This window comes from Pseudoxanthobacter soli DSM 19599, assembly GCF_900148505.1.
Taxonomy (GTDB): Bacteria; Pseudomonadota; Alphaproteobacteria; order Rhizobiales; family Segnochrobactraceae; genus Pseudoxanthobacter; species Pseudoxanthobacter soli.
In genome coordinates this window covers 178,615-197,549 of the sequence record NZ_FRXO01000001.1, presented here as the reverse complement: position 1 = coordinate 197,549, position 18,935 = coordinate 178,615, and the positions used below count along the sequence as shown (strand labels likewise).

17 protein-coding genes and 1 riboswitch are annotated in these 18,935 nt (G+C 67.9%); of the genes, 10 read left to right on the top strand and 7 right to left on the bottom strand.

Translation table 11 applies throughout. From position 1 onward, the window contains the following. Nucleotides 1–269: 269 nt before the first annotated feature. The 8 genes from BUF17_RS00785 to BUF17_RS00750 all read left to right on the top strand — a co-directional run bounded on the left by BUF17_RS00785 (nucleotide 270) and on the right by BUF17_RS00750 (nucleotide 8,183). Nucleotides 270–821: a DUF4142 domain-containing protein gene (locus BUF17_RS00785; protein WP_073625320.1), complete on the top strand. Its 552-nt coding sequence runs from the start codon at nucleotides 270–272 to the stop codon at nucleotides 819–821. Nucleotides 822–1,098: 277 nt separating this feature from the next. Further along, entirely contained in the window at nucleotides 1,099–1,788 is a 690-nt protein-coding gene (locus tag BUF17_RS00780; protein ID WP_073625319.1) for a hypothetical protein, read from the top strand. A 156-nt stretch (nucleotides 1,789–1,944) separates the two neighbouring features. Beyond that, nucleotides 1,945–2,063: riboswitch (glycine riboswitch) on the top strand. Nucleotides 2,064–2,255: 192 nt separating this feature from the next. Beyond that, the gene (gcvT, locus tag BUF17_RS00775) at nucleotides 2,256–3,425 is read left to right on the top strand and encodes a glycine cleavage system aminomethyltransferase GcvT (protein ID WP_073625318.1); all 1,170 of its coding nucleotides are present in this window, start codon (nucleotides 2,256–2,258) and stop codon (nucleotides 3,423–3,425) included. A gap of 165 nt (nucleotides 3,426–3,590) precedes the next feature. Beyond that, the gene (gene gcvH / locus BUF17_RS00770) at nucleotides 3,591–3,962 is read left to right on the top strand and encodes a glycine cleavage system protein GcvH (RefSeq protein WP_073625317.1); all 372 of its coding nucleotides are present in this window, start codon (nucleotides 3,591–3,593) and stop codon (nucleotides 3,960–3,962) included. 14 nt (nucleotides 3,963–3,976) lie between these two features. Beyond that, nucleotides 3,977–4,498: an OsmC family protein gene (locus BUF17_RS00765; RefSeq protein WP_073625316.1), complete on the top strand. Its 522-nt coding sequence runs from the start codon at nucleotides 3,977–3,979 to the stop codon at nucleotides 4,496–4,498. A gap of 28 nt (nucleotides 4,499–4,526) precedes the next feature. After that, a complete protein-coding gene (gcvPA, locus tag BUF17_RS00760; protein ID WP_073625315.1) occupies nucleotides 4,527–5,873 on the top strand; it encodes an aminomethyl-transferring glycine dehydrogenase subunit GcvPA in 1,347 nt (448 codons plus the stop codon). A gap of 55 nt (nucleotides 5,874–5,928) precedes the next feature. Continuing rightward, nucleotides 5,929–7,500 (top strand): aminomethyl-transferring glycine dehydrogenase subunit GcvPB, encoded by a 1,572-nt coding sequence (gene gcvPB, locus BUF17_RS00755; protein ID WP_073625314.1) that lies wholly within the window; start codon nucleotides 5,929–5,931, stop codon nucleotides 7,498–7,500. Nucleotides 7,501–7,715: 215 nt separating this feature from the next. Beyond that, nucleotides 7,716–8,183: a hypothetical protein gene (locus tag BUF17_RS00750; protein WP_073625313.1), complete on the top strand. Its 468-nt coding sequence runs from the start codon at nucleotides 7,716–7,718 to the stop codon at nucleotides 8,181–8,183. A 53-nt stretch (nucleotides 8,184–8,236) separates the two neighbouring features. On the opposite strand, the gene BUF17_RS00745 is transcribed toward BUF17_RS00750, so the two are convergent. The 5 genes from BUF17_RS00745 to BUF17_RS00725 form a co-directional block, all read right to left on the bottom strand. Then, nucleotides 8,237–11,158, bottom strand: a complete 2,922-nt coding sequence (locus tag BUF17_RS00745; RefSeq protein WP_244530721.1) for a diguanylate cyclase domain-containing protein — start codon at nucleotides 11,156–11,158, stop codon at nucleotides 8,237–8,239. Between the two features lie 363 nt (nucleotides 11,159–11,521). Beyond that, complete coding sequence (locus BUF17_RS00740) at nucleotides 11,522–12,115, bottom strand: GNAT family N-acetyltransferase (RefSeq protein WP_073625312.1); 594 nt, start codon at nucleotides 12,113–12,115, stop codon at nucleotides 11,522–11,524. Between the two features lie 17 nt (nucleotides 12,116–12,132). After that, on the bottom strand, nucleotides 12,133–13,422 hold the full coding sequence (locus BUF17_RS00735) for a M16 family metallopeptidase (protein WP_073625311.1): 1,290 nt from the start codon (nucleotides 13,420–13,422) through the stop codon (nucleotides 12,133–12,135). Between the two features lie 6 nt (nucleotides 13,423–13,428). Then, a complete protein-coding gene (thrC, locus tag BUF17_RS00730; protein ID WP_073625310.1) occupies nucleotides 13,429–14,835 on the bottom strand; it encodes a threonine synthase in 1,407 nt (468 codons plus the stop codon). A 144-nt stretch (nucleotides 14,836–14,979) separates the two neighbouring features. Further along, a complete protein-coding gene (locus tag BUF17_RS00725; RefSeq protein ID WP_084563730.1) occupies nucleotides 14,980–15,597 on the bottom strand; it encodes a YqgE/AlgH family protein in 618 nt (205 codons plus the stop codon). 219 nt (nucleotides 15,598–15,816) lie between these two features. Here BUF17_RS00725 and BUF17_RS00720 point away from each other — a divergent pair, with 219 nt between their 5' ends. Together BUF17_RS00720 and BUF17_RS00715 are read left to right on the top strand one after the other, a co-directional pair. Beyond that, the gene (locus BUF17_RS00720) at nucleotides 15,817–16,740 is read left to right on the top strand and encodes a protein-disulfide reductase DsbD domain-containing protein (RefSeq protein ID WP_244530720.1); all 924 of its coding nucleotides are present in this window, start codon (nucleotides 15,817–15,819) and stop codon (nucleotides 16,738–16,740) included. 119 nt (nucleotides 16,741–16,859) lie between these two features. Next, nucleotides 16,860–17,345, top strand: coding sequence for a peroxiredoxin (locus BUF17_RS00715; RefSeq protein ID WP_073625307.1), 486 nt, complete (start codon nucleotides 16,860–16,862; stop codon nucleotides 17,343–17,345). 121 nt (nucleotides 17,346–17,466) lie between these two features. Here the strand turns inward: BUF17_RS00715 and BUF17_RS00710 are convergent, their stop codons facing one another. Both BUF17_RS00710 and BUF17_RS00705 read right to left on the bottom strand, forming a co-directional pair. Next, nucleotides 17,467–18,261 (bottom strand): SURF1 family protein, encoded by a 795-nt coding sequence (locus tag BUF17_RS00710; protein WP_073625940.1) that lies wholly within the window; start codon nucleotides 18,259–18,261, stop codon nucleotides 17,467–17,469. 108 nt (nucleotides 18,262–18,369) lie between these two features. Beyond that, the gene (locus tag BUF17_RS00705; RefSeq protein WP_244530719.1) at nucleotides 18,370–18,816 is read right to left on the bottom strand and encodes a DUF983 domain-containing protein; all 447 of its coding nucleotides are present in this window, start codon (nucleotides 18,814–18,816) and stop codon (nucleotides 18,370–18,372) included. Nucleotides 18,817–18,935: the final 119 nt, after the last annotated feature.

The following is an 18,935-nucleotide window of genomic DNA, read 5'->3' as shown; positions in this document are numbered from 1 at the left end:
TGAGGCGGGGGTGAGGGTCCGAACGCCGGCCGGAGCCGAATGGCCGCTGCCGCCGCGTCATCATCGCATGATTTCATCGGCGCGGCACCGATCTGACGGCCAAATGCAACGACGGTCGGAGAAGATGGGGCGCCATGAATAAGGCGTGCTCATCGGCGAAGAACTGAAGCGTCCGGCCGGCGACGTGATAAATCTGGCTCCGTCCGCGCAAGCGGCTCCGTTACCCGCAATCCCGGCCTTCGGACAGTCCTTTCGACAAAGGTGCCCAGATGAAGACGACAACAAGAAACGCGGCCGCCCGGATCGCGGTTGCCCTGAGCCTTCTCGCCACCCCGGCGCTGCTGGCGCCCGTGGCGGCGACGGCGGCCGAATCGGCCACCGCGGCGCCCACGACCCAGGCCTTCGTGGACACGGCGGCGCCCGCCAACAAGTTCGAGATCCTCTCCAGCCAGATCGCGCTGCAGAAGACGACCAATCCCGAGATCGTGGCCTTCGCAAAGAAGATGATCCACGACCACACTGAGATCGGCACGGCGTTCGTCGCCGCGCTGGCCAAGTCCAAGACCGGCCTGAAGCCGCCGGCAGGCCTCGGCCCCGACATCGACGCGACCATCGCGCGTCTGAAGTCGGAAACCGGCGTGACCTTCGAGAAGGACTACATCGCCGCGCAGACCGCCGGCCACAAGGCCGCAGTCGGGCTCTTCAAGGGCTATGCCGAAGGCGGCGAGAACCCGGAGCTGAAGGCGTTCGCCGCCAAGACGCTGCCGACCATCGAGATGCACTACCACATGTGCATGCAGCTCGAGAAACTGAAGCTCTGACCCCCTCGGCCCGCCGCATACCCGGCGGGACGGTTCGCACCGGCCGGCAAACGGCCGGTGCGAGACCCTCGTGACGACGGCGCCGCGAACAGCTATCAATCTGCCTCCGCCTCCGCCGCGCGACTGCGCGGGGCGCGCCGCCGCGACAGCCGGCATCGCGCCCCGACGGGTTTGAGATCGGGTTTGAGACCCGTGACCAAGGCCCGAGCAACGCCGGACGTGGATGGCGGTCGATAAGGAACGAATGTTCCGCCGGAGACGAGGGAAGAGGTCGCCGATGATACTGAAGCCGTTCGCTGCGTTCCCGTCCCGCCTCGCCGCCGCGGCGGCGATCGGCGCCACGCTGCTTCTCGCCGGGTGCGGCAGCGGCGGGTGGCTGCAGGAGACGGCGGATTCGCCGCTCGGCCAGTTCTTCCGCGGTACCTCGGAGCCGCCCAAGACGCTCGCGCCCGAACTGATGTCTCCGGTGGTGAAATGTCCGCCGGTGACCATGCGCGACGGCACGCAGACGTTCGCGGTCTATGATGGCGGCCGCGAGGGCGATGCGATGTCGCTGCGCTACCAGGGCACTATCGCCGATACGGCCCGCGAGTGCAGCTTCTCCGGCGGTCAGCTCTCGCTGAAGGTCGGCGTCGCCGGCCGCGTGCTCACCGGACCCAAGGGCGGTCCGGGCAGCATCACCATGCCGGTGCGGATCACGGTCGCCGACAGCCATGACCAGACGCTCTATTCCAAGCTGTTCCAGGTGAAGCAGGCGATTCCGGGCACCGATGCCGTCGGCTGGGTGCTGGTGCAGGACCAGATCGTCGTCCCCGCGCGCGACGATCTCGTGATCTTCGTCGGCTTCGACGACGGCGGAGCGGCGAAGAAGCGCCGGGCTGCGCTGAAGGCCGCCCAGGACGCGCCGCTCGATGCCGGCGGCGGCAGCGACGGCGGTGGCGCCGCGGACGCACCGCTCGACCCGTGATCCCGACCGGTTCGGCGGGCAGCACTTGCCGCCGGACGTTGCCGATTTGACAGGCACCGGCCGTTGACATCGCTGCGGCCGGGGCTCATGAGTGCGTCAAGCGGGCATCGTCGCGGCCCGCGCCGTTCCGGCTTCGGTTCTTCCGGCCGGGCGGTCACGTCCCTCGCGGGAGAGACCGCGCCTGACGCACCCCGGCATGCCGGGAGGTGACGGGTGTGGCGCCGAAGGAGCAACCGCCCCGGAAACTCTCAGGCAAAGAGGACCGCATGGGGACGAGCGACGCTCTGGAAAGCAGCCGAAGGCCGATCAGGCCCGCCGGCTCACCGAAGGAGTAACCGGCGCGGATCGATCGATCCGGGTTCGGGAAATCTCTCAGGTTCTGCGACAGAGGGGGCGTGGAAGATCCGGCCGGCGATTTGCATCGCCGGCATGTTCGCTCCGCGTTCCAACCTCGCAGCAGGACCATCATGGCCGACAGCCCCTCCAAGGATGCCTCCACCGACGTGAGCCCGGCTGCCGCCGAAGCGCTCCTGTCAACGCCGCTTCATGCCGCCCACGTGGCGGCAGGCGCCAAGATGGTGCCGTTCGCCGGCTATTCCATGCCGGTGCAGTATCCGCTCGGCGTGCTCGGCGAGCACCTGTGGACCCGCGAGAACGCCGGCCTGTTCGACGTTTCGCACATGGGCCAGGCGTTCCTTTCCGGACCCGACTGGGAGACGACGGCGAAGGCACTCGAAGGCCTTGTGCCGGCCGATATTCTCGGCCTTGGCCTCGGCCGCCAGCGCTACAGCCAGTTGCTCGCCGAAGACGGCGGTATCATCGACGATCTGATGGTCACCCGCCCGCTGACCGGCGACCCGGGCATGCTGATGCTCGTGGTCAACGCCTCGCGCAAGGCGATCGATTTCGCCCACCTCAAGGCCCGCCTGCCCGCCGATGTCGCGCTGGTGGAGGCACCGGACCGGGCGCTCGTCGCGCTTCAGGGCCCGAAGGCCGAGGCGGTGATGGCGAAGCTCTCGCCCGAAGCGGCCGCACTGGCCTTCATGGGCGCCGCGCCGGTGACCGTCGCCGGTATCGCCGTTCACGTCAGCCGCTCGGGCTATACCGGCGAGGACGGGTTCGAGATCTCCGTCGCCTCCGGGAACGCCGTCGAACTCTGGAGTGCTTTGCTGTCCGACGAGGCCGTGAAACCCATTGGCCTCGGCGCCCGGGATTCGCTGCGGCTGGAGGCCGGCCTCTGCCTCTACGGCCACGACATCGACGAGACCACGAGCCCGATCGAGGCCGCGCTCAACTGGTCGATCGCCAAGCGTCGCCGCACGGAAGGCGGCTTTCCCGGCGCCGCGCGGGTGCAGCGCGAGCTTGCCGAAGGCCCGGTGCGCCTCAGGGTCGGCATCAAGCCGGACGGCCGCGCGCCGGCCCGCGAAGGCACCGAGATCCGGCTGCCGGGCGGCGGTTCGATCGGCGTCGTCACCTCGGGCGGCTTCGGCCCGTCGGTCGGCGGCCCGGTGGCGATGGGTTATGTCGAGCGCCCGTTCGCGGCCGTCGGCACGGCGGTGGAACTCATCGTGCGCGGCAAGCCGATGCCGGCGACCGTGGCCGCTCTGCCCTTCGTGCCCAACCGGTACAAGCGCTGAGCGATGCCCGCGCCGCGATGCCGCCTCGCGGCGGCGGCGCAAGGCTTGCATGATGCTTCGGGAGCCGGCGGAACGGCTCCCTGTCCAGCTTCGATCCCGGGCCTGCCTGCCCGCGAATCCCGCGCCTTCATCGTATTTGCAGCACCGCTTGCAGGGGAAACCATCATGAGCGTCCTGTTCACGCCCGACCACGAGTGGCTCAAGATCGAGGGCGACGTCGCCACGGTCGGCATCACCACCTATGCCCAGAGCCAGCTCGGCGACGTGGTGTTCGTGGAGCTGCCCGAGATCGGCCGCAGCTTCAACAAGGGCGACGACGCCGCCGTCGTCGAATCCGTCAAGGCCGCGAGCGAGGTCTATGCGCCGGTTTCGGGCGAAGTGGTCGAGGCGAACACCGCGCTTCCCGACGCGCCGCAGACCGTCAACGAGGCCCCCGAGGGCGACGGCTGGTTCTTCAAGATCCGCCTCGCCGACAAGGCCGAACTCGACGAGTTGATGGACCAGGCCGCCTACCAGGCCTATCTCGACACCCTCTGAGCGGGAGCGGCGCGATGGCATCGGATCGTCCGGCGGCCGGCGGCAAACGCTCTCACACGGCGTCGTTCACCGCGACGGTGACGTGGCGCCGCGACGAGGGCGAGGCGTTCGTCGACAACCGCTACAGCCGCGGGCACCTCTGGCGCTTCGACGGCGGCATCGAGGTGCCGGCGTCCTCGGCGCCGTCCAGCGTGCCGCTGCCGCTGTCGCGCGCCGATGCCGTCGACCCCGAGGAAGCGCTCGTGGCGGCGACGTCGAGCTGCCACATGCTGTTCTTTCTCGCCTTTGCGGCGCGGGAGAAGCTCTGCATCGACCTCTATGACGACGCGGCGACCGGCACCCTCGCCCGACGGGACGACGGCCGCGTCGCCATGACCGAAATCCGGCTGCGGCCCCGCGTGGTGTTCTCGGGGCAGAACCGCCCCGATGCCGACCTCGTCGCGCGGCTGCACCATGAGGCCCACGAGGCCTGCTACATCGCGAACTCGATCACGGCCCGCGTCGTGGTCGAGGCCGTCGCGCCGGAATTTGCCTGAACCGAAGTCCACTGGAGCCGTCCGGACCATGCGTTATCTGCCGCTCACCGACGCCGACCGGGGTGACATGCTCGCCGCCATCGGCGTTTCCTCGGTCGACGACCTGTTCGCCGACATCCCGGCCGACAAGCGGCTCGACGGGCTCGTCGACCTACCGCGTGCGAAAAGCGAAATGGAGGTGGAGCGCACGCTCAGCCGCCTCGCCGCCCGCAATGTCGCCGCCGGTTCGGTGCCGTTCTTCGTCGGGGCCGGCGCCTATCGCCACCATGTTCCGGCGAGCGTGGACCACCTGATCCAGCGCTCGGAATTCCTGACGTCCTACACGCCCTATCAGCCGGAAATCGCCCAGGGCACCCTGCAGGTGCTGTTCGAGTTCCAGACCCAGGTCGCCCGCCTGACCGGCATGGAGGTGGCGAACGCCTCGATGTATGACGGCTCCACCGGCACCGCCGAGGCGGTGCTGATGGCCCACCGCGTGACGCGGCGGCGCAAGGCGGTGCTGGCCGGCGGCCTGCATCCGCATTATCGCGAGGTGGTGGAGACGCTGAGCCGCATCGCAGGCGACGAGGTCGTGGCGCTGCCGGCCGATCCGACGGCCGGCGAGGACCTGCTCGCGGCGATCGACGGCACCGTCTCGTGCGTGGTGGTGCAGACGCCCTCGTTCTACGGTCACCTGATCGACCTCGCCGCGGTCGCCGAGAAGGCGCACGCTGCCGGCGCGCTCCTCATCGCCGTCGTGACTGAAGTGGTTTCGCTCGGCGCCGTCGAAGCGCCCGGTGCGCTCGGGGCCGACATCGTGGTGGCCGAGGGTCAGTCCATCGGCAATCCGCTCACCTTCGGCGGCCCCTATGTCGGGCTGTTCGCCACCCGCGACAAGTTCGTCCGCCAGATGCCCGGCCGTCTCTGCGGCGAGACCGTCGATGCCGACGGCACCCGCGGGTTCGTGCTGACGCTCTCGACCCGTGAGCAGCACATCCGCCGCGACAAGGCGACGTCGAACATCTGCACCAATTCCGGCCTGTGCGCGCTCGCGTTCTCGATCCACATGACGCTGCTGGGCGAAACCGGCCTGACGCGTCTTGCCGCGCTCAACCACGCCGCTGCCTGCGACCTGGCCGACAGGCTTGCGGCGGTGCCGGGCGTGACGGTCCTCAACGACACCTTCTTCAACGAGTTCACGATCCGCGTGCCGGGCGATGCCGCCGCCGTGGTCGAGAAGCTCGCGGAGAAGGGCGTGCTCGGTGGCGTTCCGGTCTCGCGGCTGGAGCCCGGCAAACCGGACCTCGCCGACCTCATCGTGGTGGCAGCGACCGAGACCACCACGGACGACGATCGTGCAGCGTTCGCGACCGCGCTCGCGGAGGTGCTGGCATGACCGCTCGCGCCGCCGCTGCCGCCCCTGAAAGCCTCGTTCTCGCCGGAGCCTCGTCATGCTGAACCGCCAGGGTCGCCCCTCCCGCCCCGAGGACACCGGTTCCTCCGAAGCCGTCCACACCTTCACCGGCAATCGCGGCCTCCAGATCGAGGAGCCGCTGCTGTTCGAGGTCGGCCGCACCGACGTCACCGGCGTCGATCTGCCGGAGGCGCCGGCGACCAGCGGCAGCCGTCTCGGCGGCCTCGGCCGCAAGTCGGCGATCGGCCTGCCCGGCCTGACGGAGCCGGAGACGATGCGCCATTATGTGCGCCTGTCCCGCCAGAACCACGCCATCGACCTCGGCACCTACCCGCTCGGCTCGTGCACCATGAAGCACAACCCGCGCCTCAACGAGCGGATGGCGCGCCTGCCCGGCTTCGCCGACATCCACCCGCTTCAGCCCGCCTCCACAGTGGCCGGCGCGCTCGACCTGATGAAGCAGCTCGCCCACTGGCTGGTGACGATGACGGGCATGGAAGCCGTCGCGCTCAGCCCCAAGGCCGGCGCCCATGGCGAACTCTGCGGCATGGTCGCCATCAAGGCCGCGATCGAAGCCCGGGGCGAGACGCGCTCGGTCGTGCTGGTGCCGGAATCGGCCCACGGCACCAACCCGGCGACCGCCGCCCTGATCGGCTACAAGGTGGTGCCCGTGCCGGCGCGGCCGGACGGCACGGTCGACCCTGCGGAGGTGAAGGCGCGGCTCTCGCCGGATGTCGCCGCGATCATGCTGACGAACCCGAACACCTGCGGCCTGTTCGAGCGCGACGTGGTGGAGATCGCCGACGCCGTCCACGCGGCCGGCGCGTTCTTCTATGGCGACGGCGCCAACTTCAACGCCATCGTCGGCAAGGTGAAGCCGGGCGATCTCGGCATCGACGCCATGCACATCAACCTGCACAAGACCTTCTCGACGCCCCACGGCGGCGGCGGGCCGGGCGCCGGGCCGGTGGTGCTGTCGAAGGCGCTGGCGCCGTTCGCGCCGCTGCCGTTCATCCGCGTCGAGGACGGCGAGCCCGTTCTCGTCGAGAACGAGGCGGACGCCGCGGGAGGCGAGCATCCGTTCGGACGCCTGACCGCGTTCCACGGCCAGATGGGCATGTATGTCCGCGCACTCTCCTACATGCTGTCCCACGGCGCGGATGGCCTGCGGCAGGCCTCGGAAGATGCGGTGCTGTCGGCGAACTATATCCGCGCCCGTCTCTCCGACCTGTTCCACGCGCCGTTCGGCGGCCGGCCGTGCATGCACGAGGCGCTGTTCGACGATTCCTCTTTCGAAGGGACCGGCATCACCACGCTCGATTTCGCCAAGGCGATGATCGACGAGGGCTATCACCCGATGACCATGTATTTCCCGCTGGTCGTCCACGGGGCGATGCTGATCGAGCCGACCGAGTCGGAATCCCGCGCGCATCTCGACCTGTTCATCGGCGCATTGCGCGATCTCGCCATGCGCGCGAAGGCCGGAGAAGCCGAGGCCTTCCGGGCCGCGCCGCAGCTGGCGCCGCGTCGCCGGCTAGACGAGACCCGCGCCGCCCGCTCGCCGAAGCTCGTCTGGAAAGAGCCAACGCCTGCGGAAGCGGCTGAGTAAGCGGACAACGAACGGCCGGGGCGAGTGATACGCTCCGGCCAACGATTAATATTCCGCAAGATATCACAATATTTCGCAATAAAAGTATGCTTTTTATTGCGTTGAAGGACCGTATTCCTCTCCCTATGATCGCGGCGACGTGTTAGCGCAAGGGGGGAACGAACGTGCGTCTTCGAAATTTCGTCCAATGGACTTTGATCGCCGGGAGCGTGGCGATGGGGATCGCCGCGCATAATCCCGCCCTAGCGGCCGGGGACGATTCGACCGTTCCCTTCGGCTCATGGACCTTCTTCAGCCGACCCGACCCGCAGACGAAGAAGACGGAATACACCGTCTACAACAAGGCAAAGGGCGAGGAGAACGTCGGCTTCATGCTGACGTGCAGCAACAAGACGCTGAACGTCTATCTGTTCGACGGCGTGCCGCACAAGCCGAGCGAGAAATACAAGCTGACCTTCACGTTCGATGACAAGACGAAGAAGGTCCTGAGCGGCGCCGGCAGCAACGGCGATCCCATCATCTTCATGATGCCCGAGGACGATTCGATCCTGCACGCCGTTGCCACCGCCAAGGCGTTCACCATCGCGACGAGCGGCGCGGGCAAGCCGAAAACCTATCGCTTCGACAACGCCAAGGCCTCCGACGCGCTGCTCCTGTTCTCGGCGAACTGCCAGGAAACCTGAAGCATACGCCGTTCGGAACCACGAGGCCCCAGATTGACGGGGCGCGGCCCTTGCTACTCGGCCGCCGAGGCCTTCGGCGGTCCCTTGATCACGCGGCCCTTCTCGGCGGGCATGTTGTGCAGGCGGGACGCGAAGCGGCGGGCACCGTCTGCATTGAGCGGCGGGCCGAACAGCTTGCCAGACGCAAAGTCGCAGCCGATGCCGACGAGCTTGGCCACATCGCTTTCAAGCTCGAGGCCTGTCACCAGGAGTTCCGCGCCGAGACCATGAGCGAGCGCCGCGGTGGTCTTGATGAGGCCGAGATCGAGCTCGGTCTTGATCTGGCTGCGTGGAAGGCGGGTGCGCAGCGCATCGAACGGAATCCGGTGCAGCACACCGACGGCGGTCCAATCCGACGAGACATCGTTGAGAGCCAGCGAAATGCCGGCTTCGCGGAGACGGTGCAGCACGGTCTGCGACAGTTCGGGATTGTCCGAAACCGCCGCCTGCGTCACAGCCATGAACAGCGCGCCCTCGGGCACCTCGACGCGCGCCATCACGGTCTTGATCTCGTTGACGAGGCCCTGGGTCAGGATGCCCGCCTTCGGCAGGTTGACCCACGAGAACAGGGGCCTGTCGGCCACGCGAGGAATGATCTCGTCCCACTCCGCCGCGAGCCGTGCCGCGCGCTCGGCGATGAACACGCTGAGTTCGTGGCTCATGCCGGCCCGCTCGGCGATCTCCATGGTCGCGGTCGGATCGATGCGACCGCGACGGGGATGCTCCCACCGCGCGATCAGTTCGAAGCCGGCGAGGCGCCGCTCGCCGAGGCGGAGCACGGGCAGGTATTCGACCTTGATCTCGTCGCTTTCGAGCGCGCGGCCGAAATCGTTCTCCAAGGACGACAGTTCGCTCGCAAGGCGCCGCAGCACGGGGGTGAACGTCGCCGTGCGGTCGCCGCCGAGCCGCTTGGCATGCACCATCGCGAGCTCCGAATCGCGCAGGAGGTCGGAGGCCCCCTGCTCACCCGGATCGGCCACGGCAATGCCGATGGAGGCGGTGAGGTTCACCTCGTCGGGCCCGAAAATCACGGGCGTGCGAATCTCGCGGCGCATGTCGTCAGCCATCGCCGAGACTCGGCCGGCCTCGCGTTCCGACAGCACGATCACGACGAACGAATCCCCGCCGACCCGGGCCAGCGTATCGACCGGCTCCAGAAGCCGCTGCAGGCGGCGCGCGACGGTCAAGAGCACCGAGTCGCCGACCGAGACCCCGTAGGTCTCGTTGATGCTCTGGAAGCGGTCGATGCCGACCGTGACGACGATCGGGCGAGGACCGGCTTCGGCCCCGGCGCGGACGAGCGCCGTTTCCAGCCGATCGCGGCAGATCTCGCGGTTCGGAAGACCGGTCAGGTTGTCGCGAACGGCGTCGTGCAGCAGCCGCTCCTCGCTGATCTTGGCGTCGGTCACGTCCCGTAGCGTGCCGATGCAGCGGATGACCTCGCCATCGGCGCCGACAACCGGTCGCGCTCGCAGCTGGAACCATGAAAAGCGGCCGTCTGCGCCGCGCAGGCGGAACACCTCGAAGATGCGGCCGCGGCGTTGCTCGACGACCGCGTCAAGGACGAGGCGGAAGCGGTCGGCATCCTGCGGATGGAGCACCGAGAGCCATTCGAGAGCGGCGCCCTGCAGCGCGCCGGGGTCGAGACCGAGCATGTCCTCTGCCGCGGCGCCGGTGTAGATCACGTCGCGGGCGACGTCCCAGTCCCACACCGGATCGCCGCAGCCGGTGAGCGCGAGGGCCGCGCGCTCCACGTCGCCGACTTCCTGCTGCACCACGCTGCCGCCGGCAAAGGCATGCTGCATCACGGTGAAGCCGATCAGCAGCACGATGAGCACCAGGCCGCCGGACAAGGCCGGCTGGGCGATGGTGTTGTCGATCATGCCGGTCAGCGTCATGCCCGCCCCCGCCATCCAGGCGAGCAGCAGCGCCCAGGTCGGAATCAGCATGACGGCGCGGTCGTAGCCCCTGAACGACAGGTACAGGATGAGGATGAAGCCGAACGCACCGATGGCGGCGAGCGCCAGCCGGGCGATGCCCGCGGCGAGTTGCGCATCGACCACCGCAACGCCGAACAGCCCGAGCAGCAGCACGACGAGCCCGATGGCCGCGTGGCTGTAGCGGATATGCCACCGACCGAGGTTCAGGTAGGCGTACAGGAACACGAACAGCGAGAACGACAGGAAAACCTCGCCGGAGGCCCGGTAGAGATGGCTCTCCGACAGATTCACGTTCAGAATCTCGTCGATGAAATAGAAGTCGACCGAGATGTAATAGAGAACCGCCCACGCCAGCGCCGCCGTCGCCGGGAACATCGCCGTTCCCTTGACCACGAACACGATGGTAAGAACGAGAGCGAGCAGGCCGGAAATGCCAAGGACGATGCCTTTGAACAGCGAATAGGCGTTGACGCTGGCCGTATAGGCATCCGGCTGCCACAAGGTGAGCCGTGGCAGTTGCGGTGTGGTGATCTCGAACACCAGTGTCACCACCGTGCCCGGATCGAGGGTGATCTGGAAGACGTCCGCGTCGTTGCTCGGGATGCGCTCCGGCGCGAAGCCCTGGCTGGGCGTGATCGCGGTGATGTGGCGCTCGCCGAGATCGGGCCACAGCAGGCCCGTCATCGCGGGATTGTAGAACGGCACTGTCAGCAGGCGGTCGATCTGCTGGTCGGAGGTGTTGGAGAGGGCGATCACGGCCCAGTGGGCCGGCTTGCCGTCGACCGAGCGCACCTCGATGCGACGCACGATCCCGTCCGGCCCCGGTGCCGTCGGCACCGCGACGCGGTCGGCCGGTCCCGGCAGATAGGTAACGCTCGCGCCGAGGTTCACCGCCTCGGCATCGATCGGGATCGTCACCGCATCGACCGCGTGCGCCTCGAACCCGACCACCATGCCGGTGAGTGCCACGAGGAAAAACAGGATGCGATGAAGCACGCGCGAGGACCTTTCTTCAAACCCGGGTGCTGCGGCCCGAAGCGCTTCGGGTCGAGGACCGGGCACGCCCGCTCGACACCGAAACCCTCCCGGCTTCACCCATCCGGGCATCCTTCCTTCAGGCAACGGCATCGAACCCGAGGAAAATAGTGCCGTAAATTCAAGAACCTGGGCAACTCCCGATCAGACGCGACGATCTAATCGAAAATAGACGCTCCGGATTCACTCCCTCGAGCATATCCTGGTCTATCAGATGGCAGAGGGCCGAACCGGATATGCTCTAGCCGCCATGGCAGGCGGCCGCAACGCCTCCGAAGCCGAAAATGCGACGACCGTCCGGCACTGCGTCACGGCCCCGGACATTCATCGCTGAAGCGGCAGCGGATCGTCGGCAACGACGGCATAGAGCAGGTGATCCTGCCAGCTGCCGTTGATGCAGAGATAGCGCCGCGCATATCCCTCACGCTGGAATCCGACTTTTTCGAGAAGGCCGATGGAGGCAGCGTTGTGCGGCAGGCATGCGGCTTCGACGCGATGGAGCCGGAGCGAGCCGAAAGCGAACGTCAGCACCGCACTGACCGCGTCGCTCATGTAGCCGCGGCGGGCATGGCACTCGCCGATCCAGTAACCCAGCGAGCACGCCTGCGTGACCCCGCGACGGACATAGGAGAAGGAAAGCCCGCCCACGAGAACGTGGTCCGCCTGTCGGAACACGAAGAACGGGTAGCCCGCATCCTCGCGCATGTCGCGGTGATAGCGGCGGATGCGGCGGCGGAAAGCGGAGCGAGAGAGGTCGTCGACCGGCCAGATCGGCTCCCACGGCACCAGGAAGGCGCGGCTTTCCTGGCGCAGTGCGGCCCATTCGGCAAAATCCGTTGCCATTGGCGGTCGCAGATAGACGGCGCGGCCGCGAACCGTCTGGTCGACTTCCAGGGCCGAGGCCGCCCGCAGGAACAAGGCTGCCCCCGGCCCGTTCACGCCGGGACGTGGTGCGCGTGCTGACGCGCACCGAGACGCTCCACCAGCGCCTCCACCGGATCAAGGCCCTCCACCGGGCCGATGGCGCTCAAGGTCGGCGCGGAGCCGGTGAAGATCTCCCCGGCGAGGCGGCGCAGATCGCGCACATCGACGGCGTCGATCTTGGCGACGATCTCGCGCACCGGCAGCGGCCGGCGATGGATGAGAATCTGCCGCGCGAGCTGGCTGGCACGGGAGGCAGCGCTTTCCTGCGCCATCAGCAGCGACGCCCGCATCTGCGCCTTGGCGCGGGCAAGCTCGGCTTCACCGATATCATCGATCGACCGGGCGAGCTCCTCGACGAGAACGCCGGCGAGTTCGCCGAGTTCGCTACCGCCGGTCGCGGCATGGAAGCCGATCAGGCCCGTGTCCGAAAACCCCCAATGAAAACCGTAGATGGAGTAGCACAGCCCGCGGCGCTCGCGGATTTCCTGGAACAGTCGCGAGGCCATGCCGCCGCCGAGCACCGCCGCCAGCATCTGGGCGGCGAAATAGTCCGGCGACCCATAAGCGCGCCCCTCGAAGCCGAGGGCGAACTGCGCTTCCATGGTGTCACGGACTTCGCGACGGTCGCCGCCGCGATAGCGCGCACCGGTGGCAACCGGAGCACTTTCCTTCGAGAAGCCGGAGAACCGCTCCTCGGCAAGGCGGACGATCTCGTCGTGGCGCACGCCACCAGCCGCCGCGAGCACCGACGCCGGCCCACGATAGTGCGTGCCGAGATAGTCGGCGATGTCGCGCGAGGTGAAGCTCTTGACCGATTCAGGCGTGCCCATGATCGGCCGACCGAGCGGCTGCGACGGCCAGGCGGCTTCCTGGAACAGGTCGAAGACATGGTCTTCCGGCGTGTCGTAGGCGGCGCCGATCTCCTGAAGGATGACGTTCTGCTCGCGCTTCAGCTCGGAGCGGTCGAACAGCGATTCGTTCAGGATGTCGGAGAGGATATCGATCGCGAGCGGCACGTCATCGCCGAGAAGCCGCGCATAATAGCAGGTGTTCTCGACGCTGGTCGCGGCATTCAGTTCGCCGCCGACCGCCTCGATCTCCTCGGCGATCGCCTGGGCGGAGCGGCGCCGCGTGCCCTTGAACGCCATGTGCTCGAGCAGGTGGGAGATGCCGTGCTCACGCTCGTCTTCCGACCGGGAGCCTGCTCCGACCCACACCCCGAGGGCCGCGCTCTCGATGTGCGGCATCTCTTCGGTCACGACGGTCAGGCCGTTCGCGAGGTGGGAAACCGTAACGGCCATCTGTCCTCAGACCTCCGATTTGACGGCGTGGGAGCGCTTTTCGATGAAGCGCGCCACATCCGTTTTTGCCGCGGCGATACGGCTGAACCGCTCCGGCCGCTCCATGAGATCGGCAAGGCGCGCCGGCAGCGCGGGCTCGACGCCGGTCGCCTCGCGAACCGCATCCGGGAACTTGGCCGGATGGGCGGTGGCGAGCGTCACCATGGGCACGGCGCGGTCGAGCGCCCGCTCGGCAACCGTCACGCCCACAGCCGAATGGGGATCGAGCACGTAGCCGCAGGTGGCGGCGACGCGACCGATTGTGTCTCGCGTCTCGTCGATATCGGCCCGGCCCGCCGTGAACAGCGTTCGGATCGCATCGAGCGCGGCGGGATCGATGGTGAACGCACCGGTGCGGGCGAGGTCAGCCATCAGCGTGCGGATGCGGCCGCCGTCGCGATCGCCGGCCTCGAACAGCAGCCGCTCGAAATTCGACGAGATCTGGATGTCCATCGACGGCGAGGTGGACGGCACCACCTGCCTCACCTCGTAGCGGCCGCTCTCGAACGAGCGCCACAGGATGTCGTTGACGTTGGTCGCCACCACGAGCCGCTCGATCGGCAGCCCCATGCGCCGGGCGACATAGCCGGCGAAGATGTCGCCGAAATTGCCGGTCGGCACGGTGAAGCTGACGGGCCGCGCGGGGGCGCCGAGCGCCACGGCGGCGGTGAAATAATAGACCACCTGCGCGACGATGCGCGCCCAGTTGATCGAGTTCACGCCGGCGAGCTGCGTGCGGTCGCGGAAGGCGTGGTCGTTGAACATCTCCTTCACGATCGACTGGCAGTCGTCGAACGTGCCGTCCACCGCGAGCGTGTGGACATTGTCGTCCAGCACCGTGGTCATCTGCCGCCGCTGCACAGGCGACACGCGCCCGTGCGGGTACAGGATGAAGATATCCACCCCCTCGCGGCCGCGGAACGCCTCGATGGCGGACGCGCCGGTGTCGCCCGAAGTGGCTCCGACGATGGTCGCGGCCTCGCCGCGGCGTGCGAGCGCATATTCCATCAGCCGGGCGAGCAGCTGCATCGCCACGTCCTTGAAGGCGAGCGTCGGCCCGTGGAACAGCTCGAGCAGGAAGTGCCCCGGTGCAAGCTGCACCAGCGGCGCCACCGCCGCATGGCCGAAGGTGGCATAGGCCGCCTCGATCATGCCGTAGAGATCGGCATCCGGAATCTCGCCGTCGACGAAGCGGCGGATGACGGCATGGGCGACGTCGGCATACGGGCGACCGGCAAGGTCGGCGATCTCGACATCGGTAAAGTGTGGCCAGGTTTCAGGCACGTAGAGACCGCCGTCACGGGCGAGGCCGGCGACGAGAACGTCCAGAAAACCGAGTGCGGGCGACTGCCCCCGAGTGCTCACATAGCGCAAGCGCCTGCGTCCTTTTGCATCGTCGGGATGAAGTTTAGGCGACGAGATATCCGAATGATCCTACCGGCCCGGCCCCGCTGCCGCAAGCGCCGCCACCTCCCGGTCCACGCCCTCGCGGCCGGGACAACCTGTGATGAAGGGCCCTCAGGCGTGACCGATCTCGTTCGAGAGCATCGCCGGATGAACGCCGAGCTTCGAAAGAGCACGGCTATATTTGGTCTCTACAGCCGCATCGAACAAGAGTTCCGGATCGGGCGCGCAGGTCAGCCAGCCGTTGGCGAGGATCTCTCCCTCGAGCTGCCCCGGGGCCCAGCCGGCATAGCCGAGTGCCAGGATCGCCCTGTCAGGCCCGCGATCCTCGGCAATGGCCTTGAGGATGTCGAGTGTCGCCGTCAGACAGACGCCGCCGTCGATGCTCATCGTCGAGTTCTCGATGCGGAAATCGTCCGAATGCAGCACAAAGCCGCGCCCCGTTTCGACGGGCCCGCCGCGATGAACCCGCATGTCGCGGGCGTGTCGCGGCAGGCGGATCGCGTCCCGCGGCGTGACGATGTTGAGCTTGGCGAGAAGATCGCCGAACGAGACGTTGGCGGCGAGCTGGTTCAGCACGATCCCCATCGCCCCTTCCGCCGAATGGGCGCAGAGATAGACTATCGTCCGTTCGAACCGGTCGTCGCCCATGGTCGGCATTGCAATCAGCAACTGCCCTTCCAGATATCCGCCGGACCGGGCACCTCCTGCATGCAGTAGCGGCATCGCCATCTCCCACGGCAGCGCAAAGAACCGTCCCCACCCTCTACGCCATAACTTACGTGCAACGCTGCACAGCGTCGAGCCCGCGTGTTCCGGCGGAGGCGCCGGACCCGCGGAAGCGGTCCGGGGGCGGCGACCGGCGAGACCGTGACGAGCGGCCGAGGCTTTTCTCCCGGGGGCGTCCGGACCATAGTGCCGCCGCCGACAGCGAAAGAGGAATTGCCCGACGTGTCTCCACCCTGTGCCCGTGGGCGCAGCTTCGCCGCCTCCCCGGCGACTGCAGGCGAAAGGCGGCGCGGCTTCGTCCGCGCCATGACCGGCTTTCTCGCCGTGTGCGCGACGGCGTTCACAGGAACGTCCGCGTCCGCGGCCGACAGCGCATGGGTCACCGCCGAGGGCGGCCGCTTCCGCCTGATCGCGGCCGGCGGCGCGGAGTCTCCGGGCACGCCTCTGCGGGCCGGTCTGGAAATCGCGCTCGATCCGGGCTGGAAAACCTATTGGCGCACGCCGGGCGACGCGGGCATTCCGCCGGAACTCGACTTCGCCGGCTCGCACAACCTCGCATCCGCCAAGGTGTTCTTTCCCGCGCCGATCCGTTTCGACGAAGCCGGCATGGCGGTCGCCGGCTACGACCGGTCGGTGGTGCTGCCGATCCAGATCATCCCCGCTGACGGCCACAAGCCGACCGATCTCATCGCCGCCATCACCGTCGGGTTCTGCCGCGACATCTGCGTGCCCGCCAGCGGCACGGTGGCGCTGACGCTTTCGCCCGACATGGCGGAGGACGGCGACGCCGCAGACCTCATCGCACGCGCGGAGGCGGCGGTGCCGGAAACGGCGTCCGCAGATTCGCCGCTCGCGATCCTCTCGGTGCAGCCCAAGGCAGGTGCGCCCGACACGGCGATCGTCACGGCCCGGCTTGCCGATCCGGCGGCAGCCGCGGAGCTTTTCGTCGAGGGCCCACCCGGGACCTATGCCGACGCGCCCGTGCGCCTGCCGGCCCAGCCGACCGCGCCCGACCGCGCGGCCTGGCAGGTGAGCGTTAGCGACGACGACGACAAGCCGGCCGCCGGCCCGCTGACGCTCACGCTGGTCAACGGCGGAAGGGCCATCGAGGCCCGCGCCACACCCGAGGGGCCGCCGGTGCCCTGACGCCCGGCCGCGACTCGGGATCGAGCCGGTTCTTTCGCGAAACCGCCTCCCGAACCCGCTCCTCCTGCCCTATCTGTTGTCGGCGGCGCATAGGCCGCACCTTTGTGGAGACCATCGAGATGCCGATCCAAGTTGGCGACACCCTGCCGCAGGTCACCTTCAAGACCATGGGCGCCGAAGGGCCCAAGGACGTGAACACGAGCGAGCTGTTCGACGGCAAGACCGTTGTGCTGTTCGCCGTGCCCGGCGCCTTCACCCCGACGTGCCACCGCAGCCACCTGCCGGGCTACATCGCACGGGCTGAAGACATCAAGTCGAAGGGCGTCGACACCATCGCGGTCGTCTCGGTGAACGACGTGTTCGTGATGGATGCCTGGTCGAAGGCCTCCGGCGCCGGAGAGAATGTGCTGTTCCTCGCCGATGGCAGCGCCAATTTCACCAAGGCCATCGGGCTCGAACTCGACGGCTCCGGATTCGGGATGGGCATCCGCTCCAAGCGCTATTCCGCGGTGATCCGCGACGGCGTCGTCGAGCAGCTGCATATCGAGGAAGCGCCGGGCTCGATCGCGCTTTCCGGCGCCGACGCCATGGTGTGCAGCCTCTGAATGCGCATTGCGATCGGACGGACCATCTGATGGGCGAGAAATCGCCCCGGATTCAAGACCTTGGGCATGTCCCTTTCGCTCAGATCGGTTCGCTCTGAACGGGATTGCCCGCGGACGGTGCTCAGCGCGGCCGTGGCGGCCGCGCGTTTCCGCCTCGCACCACCGACCACGCGAACGCGACATAAACGCAGACAAGGGCGATCGCGAGCCCGAACCATGTCATCGCATAAGACAGGTGGTTGTTCGGAAAGATCCGCCGGGTTTCGCCCGCCTGCGGCAAGCCGTCGGCGGGCGTCATCGAGGCCGTGGCATCGATGGTGTAGGGCGCGAGACGGTCAGCGGGGACACGGAGGGCCGGGCCGAGGGTGGCGGGATCGCGTACAAACCACATGTTCTTGCCGGGCTCCGCCGCTGGCGTGAACATGTTCGGGTGTTCCGGCCCCCGAACGACGCCGTCGAGTACCACCTCGCCCGCCGGAACGGCCGACCGTGACGCTGGATCCTTGCGCGCCTCGGGAACGAAGCCGCGATTAACCAGCACAATCCATCCATCGGCGGTCTCGAACGGTGCGACCACCCAGTAGCCGAGCCCGCCGAGCGGCCCCCGGGGTGACGGCAGGTCGGTGAAGACGTGGGCCTCGCCGGCCCGAAACCGGCCGGGAACGCGGACGTGAAGATAGTCGACATTCCCGAAATCGAGCCCGGCCCACTGCGCCGGCCCCGGGGGCGCGACCGGCGGCGCTTCCGACCGCGCGGCGACCGCGGCGATCAACGCCTCCTTCCACGCGAGGCGTTCAAGCTGCCAGACACCGAGGGACACGAGCGCGGCGAACACCAGCGCAGCGAGCAGCGTCGGCCAGATCAGCCGCCGAACCGAACCGCCGGTGACGGGTCGTTCTTCCGATGTGGATGCCATTCCCGACGCGCCTTCATGCACCCGCTTCACCTGGAGCATATCCCGTTCAGATCGAAGCGGGATCGCCACCGCAGGGCCGAACGACCAAGCGCCGGTCCTGTTCCGCGATCAGGTGCCGCGCGGTCCGTCTTCGTCATCGTCGTCGTCGACCAGCACGCCCTCAGCGGCGCGATGCCGATACTGCATCGCCACCAGGATGCCCTTGAACGGCCGGAGCAGCCCGAGCGCAAGGATCACGGTCAGCGGCAGCCACAAGGCCAGATGCACCCATATCGGAGGCGAGAACGCGAGTTCCACCCAGAGCGCCAGCCCGACCACGACAAAGCCGACGATCATGATGACGAACACCGCCGGCCCGTCACCGGAATCGATGAAGGAATAGTCGAGGCCGCAGGACGAGCAGGCCGGGGCCACCGTGAGGAAGCCCTTGAACAGGCGTCCCTGCCCGCAGCGGGGGCAACGGCCGGCGAATCCGGTCGCGACAGGCGACAGGCGCGGAAAATAGTCCGCGTCTTCGGGTGAGGGCACGGATCGCAGTGAGATCGGCGGGCGCACGGGCGACCCTCCTCAAGAGCACGGTCTTCCAGAGAGCAAGGTCATTCTGACCGGTCAGCCCGAATACAAGACAGACTCAAATGTCACAAAAGGCACGGAACGAGCCCGTGTAATGATCG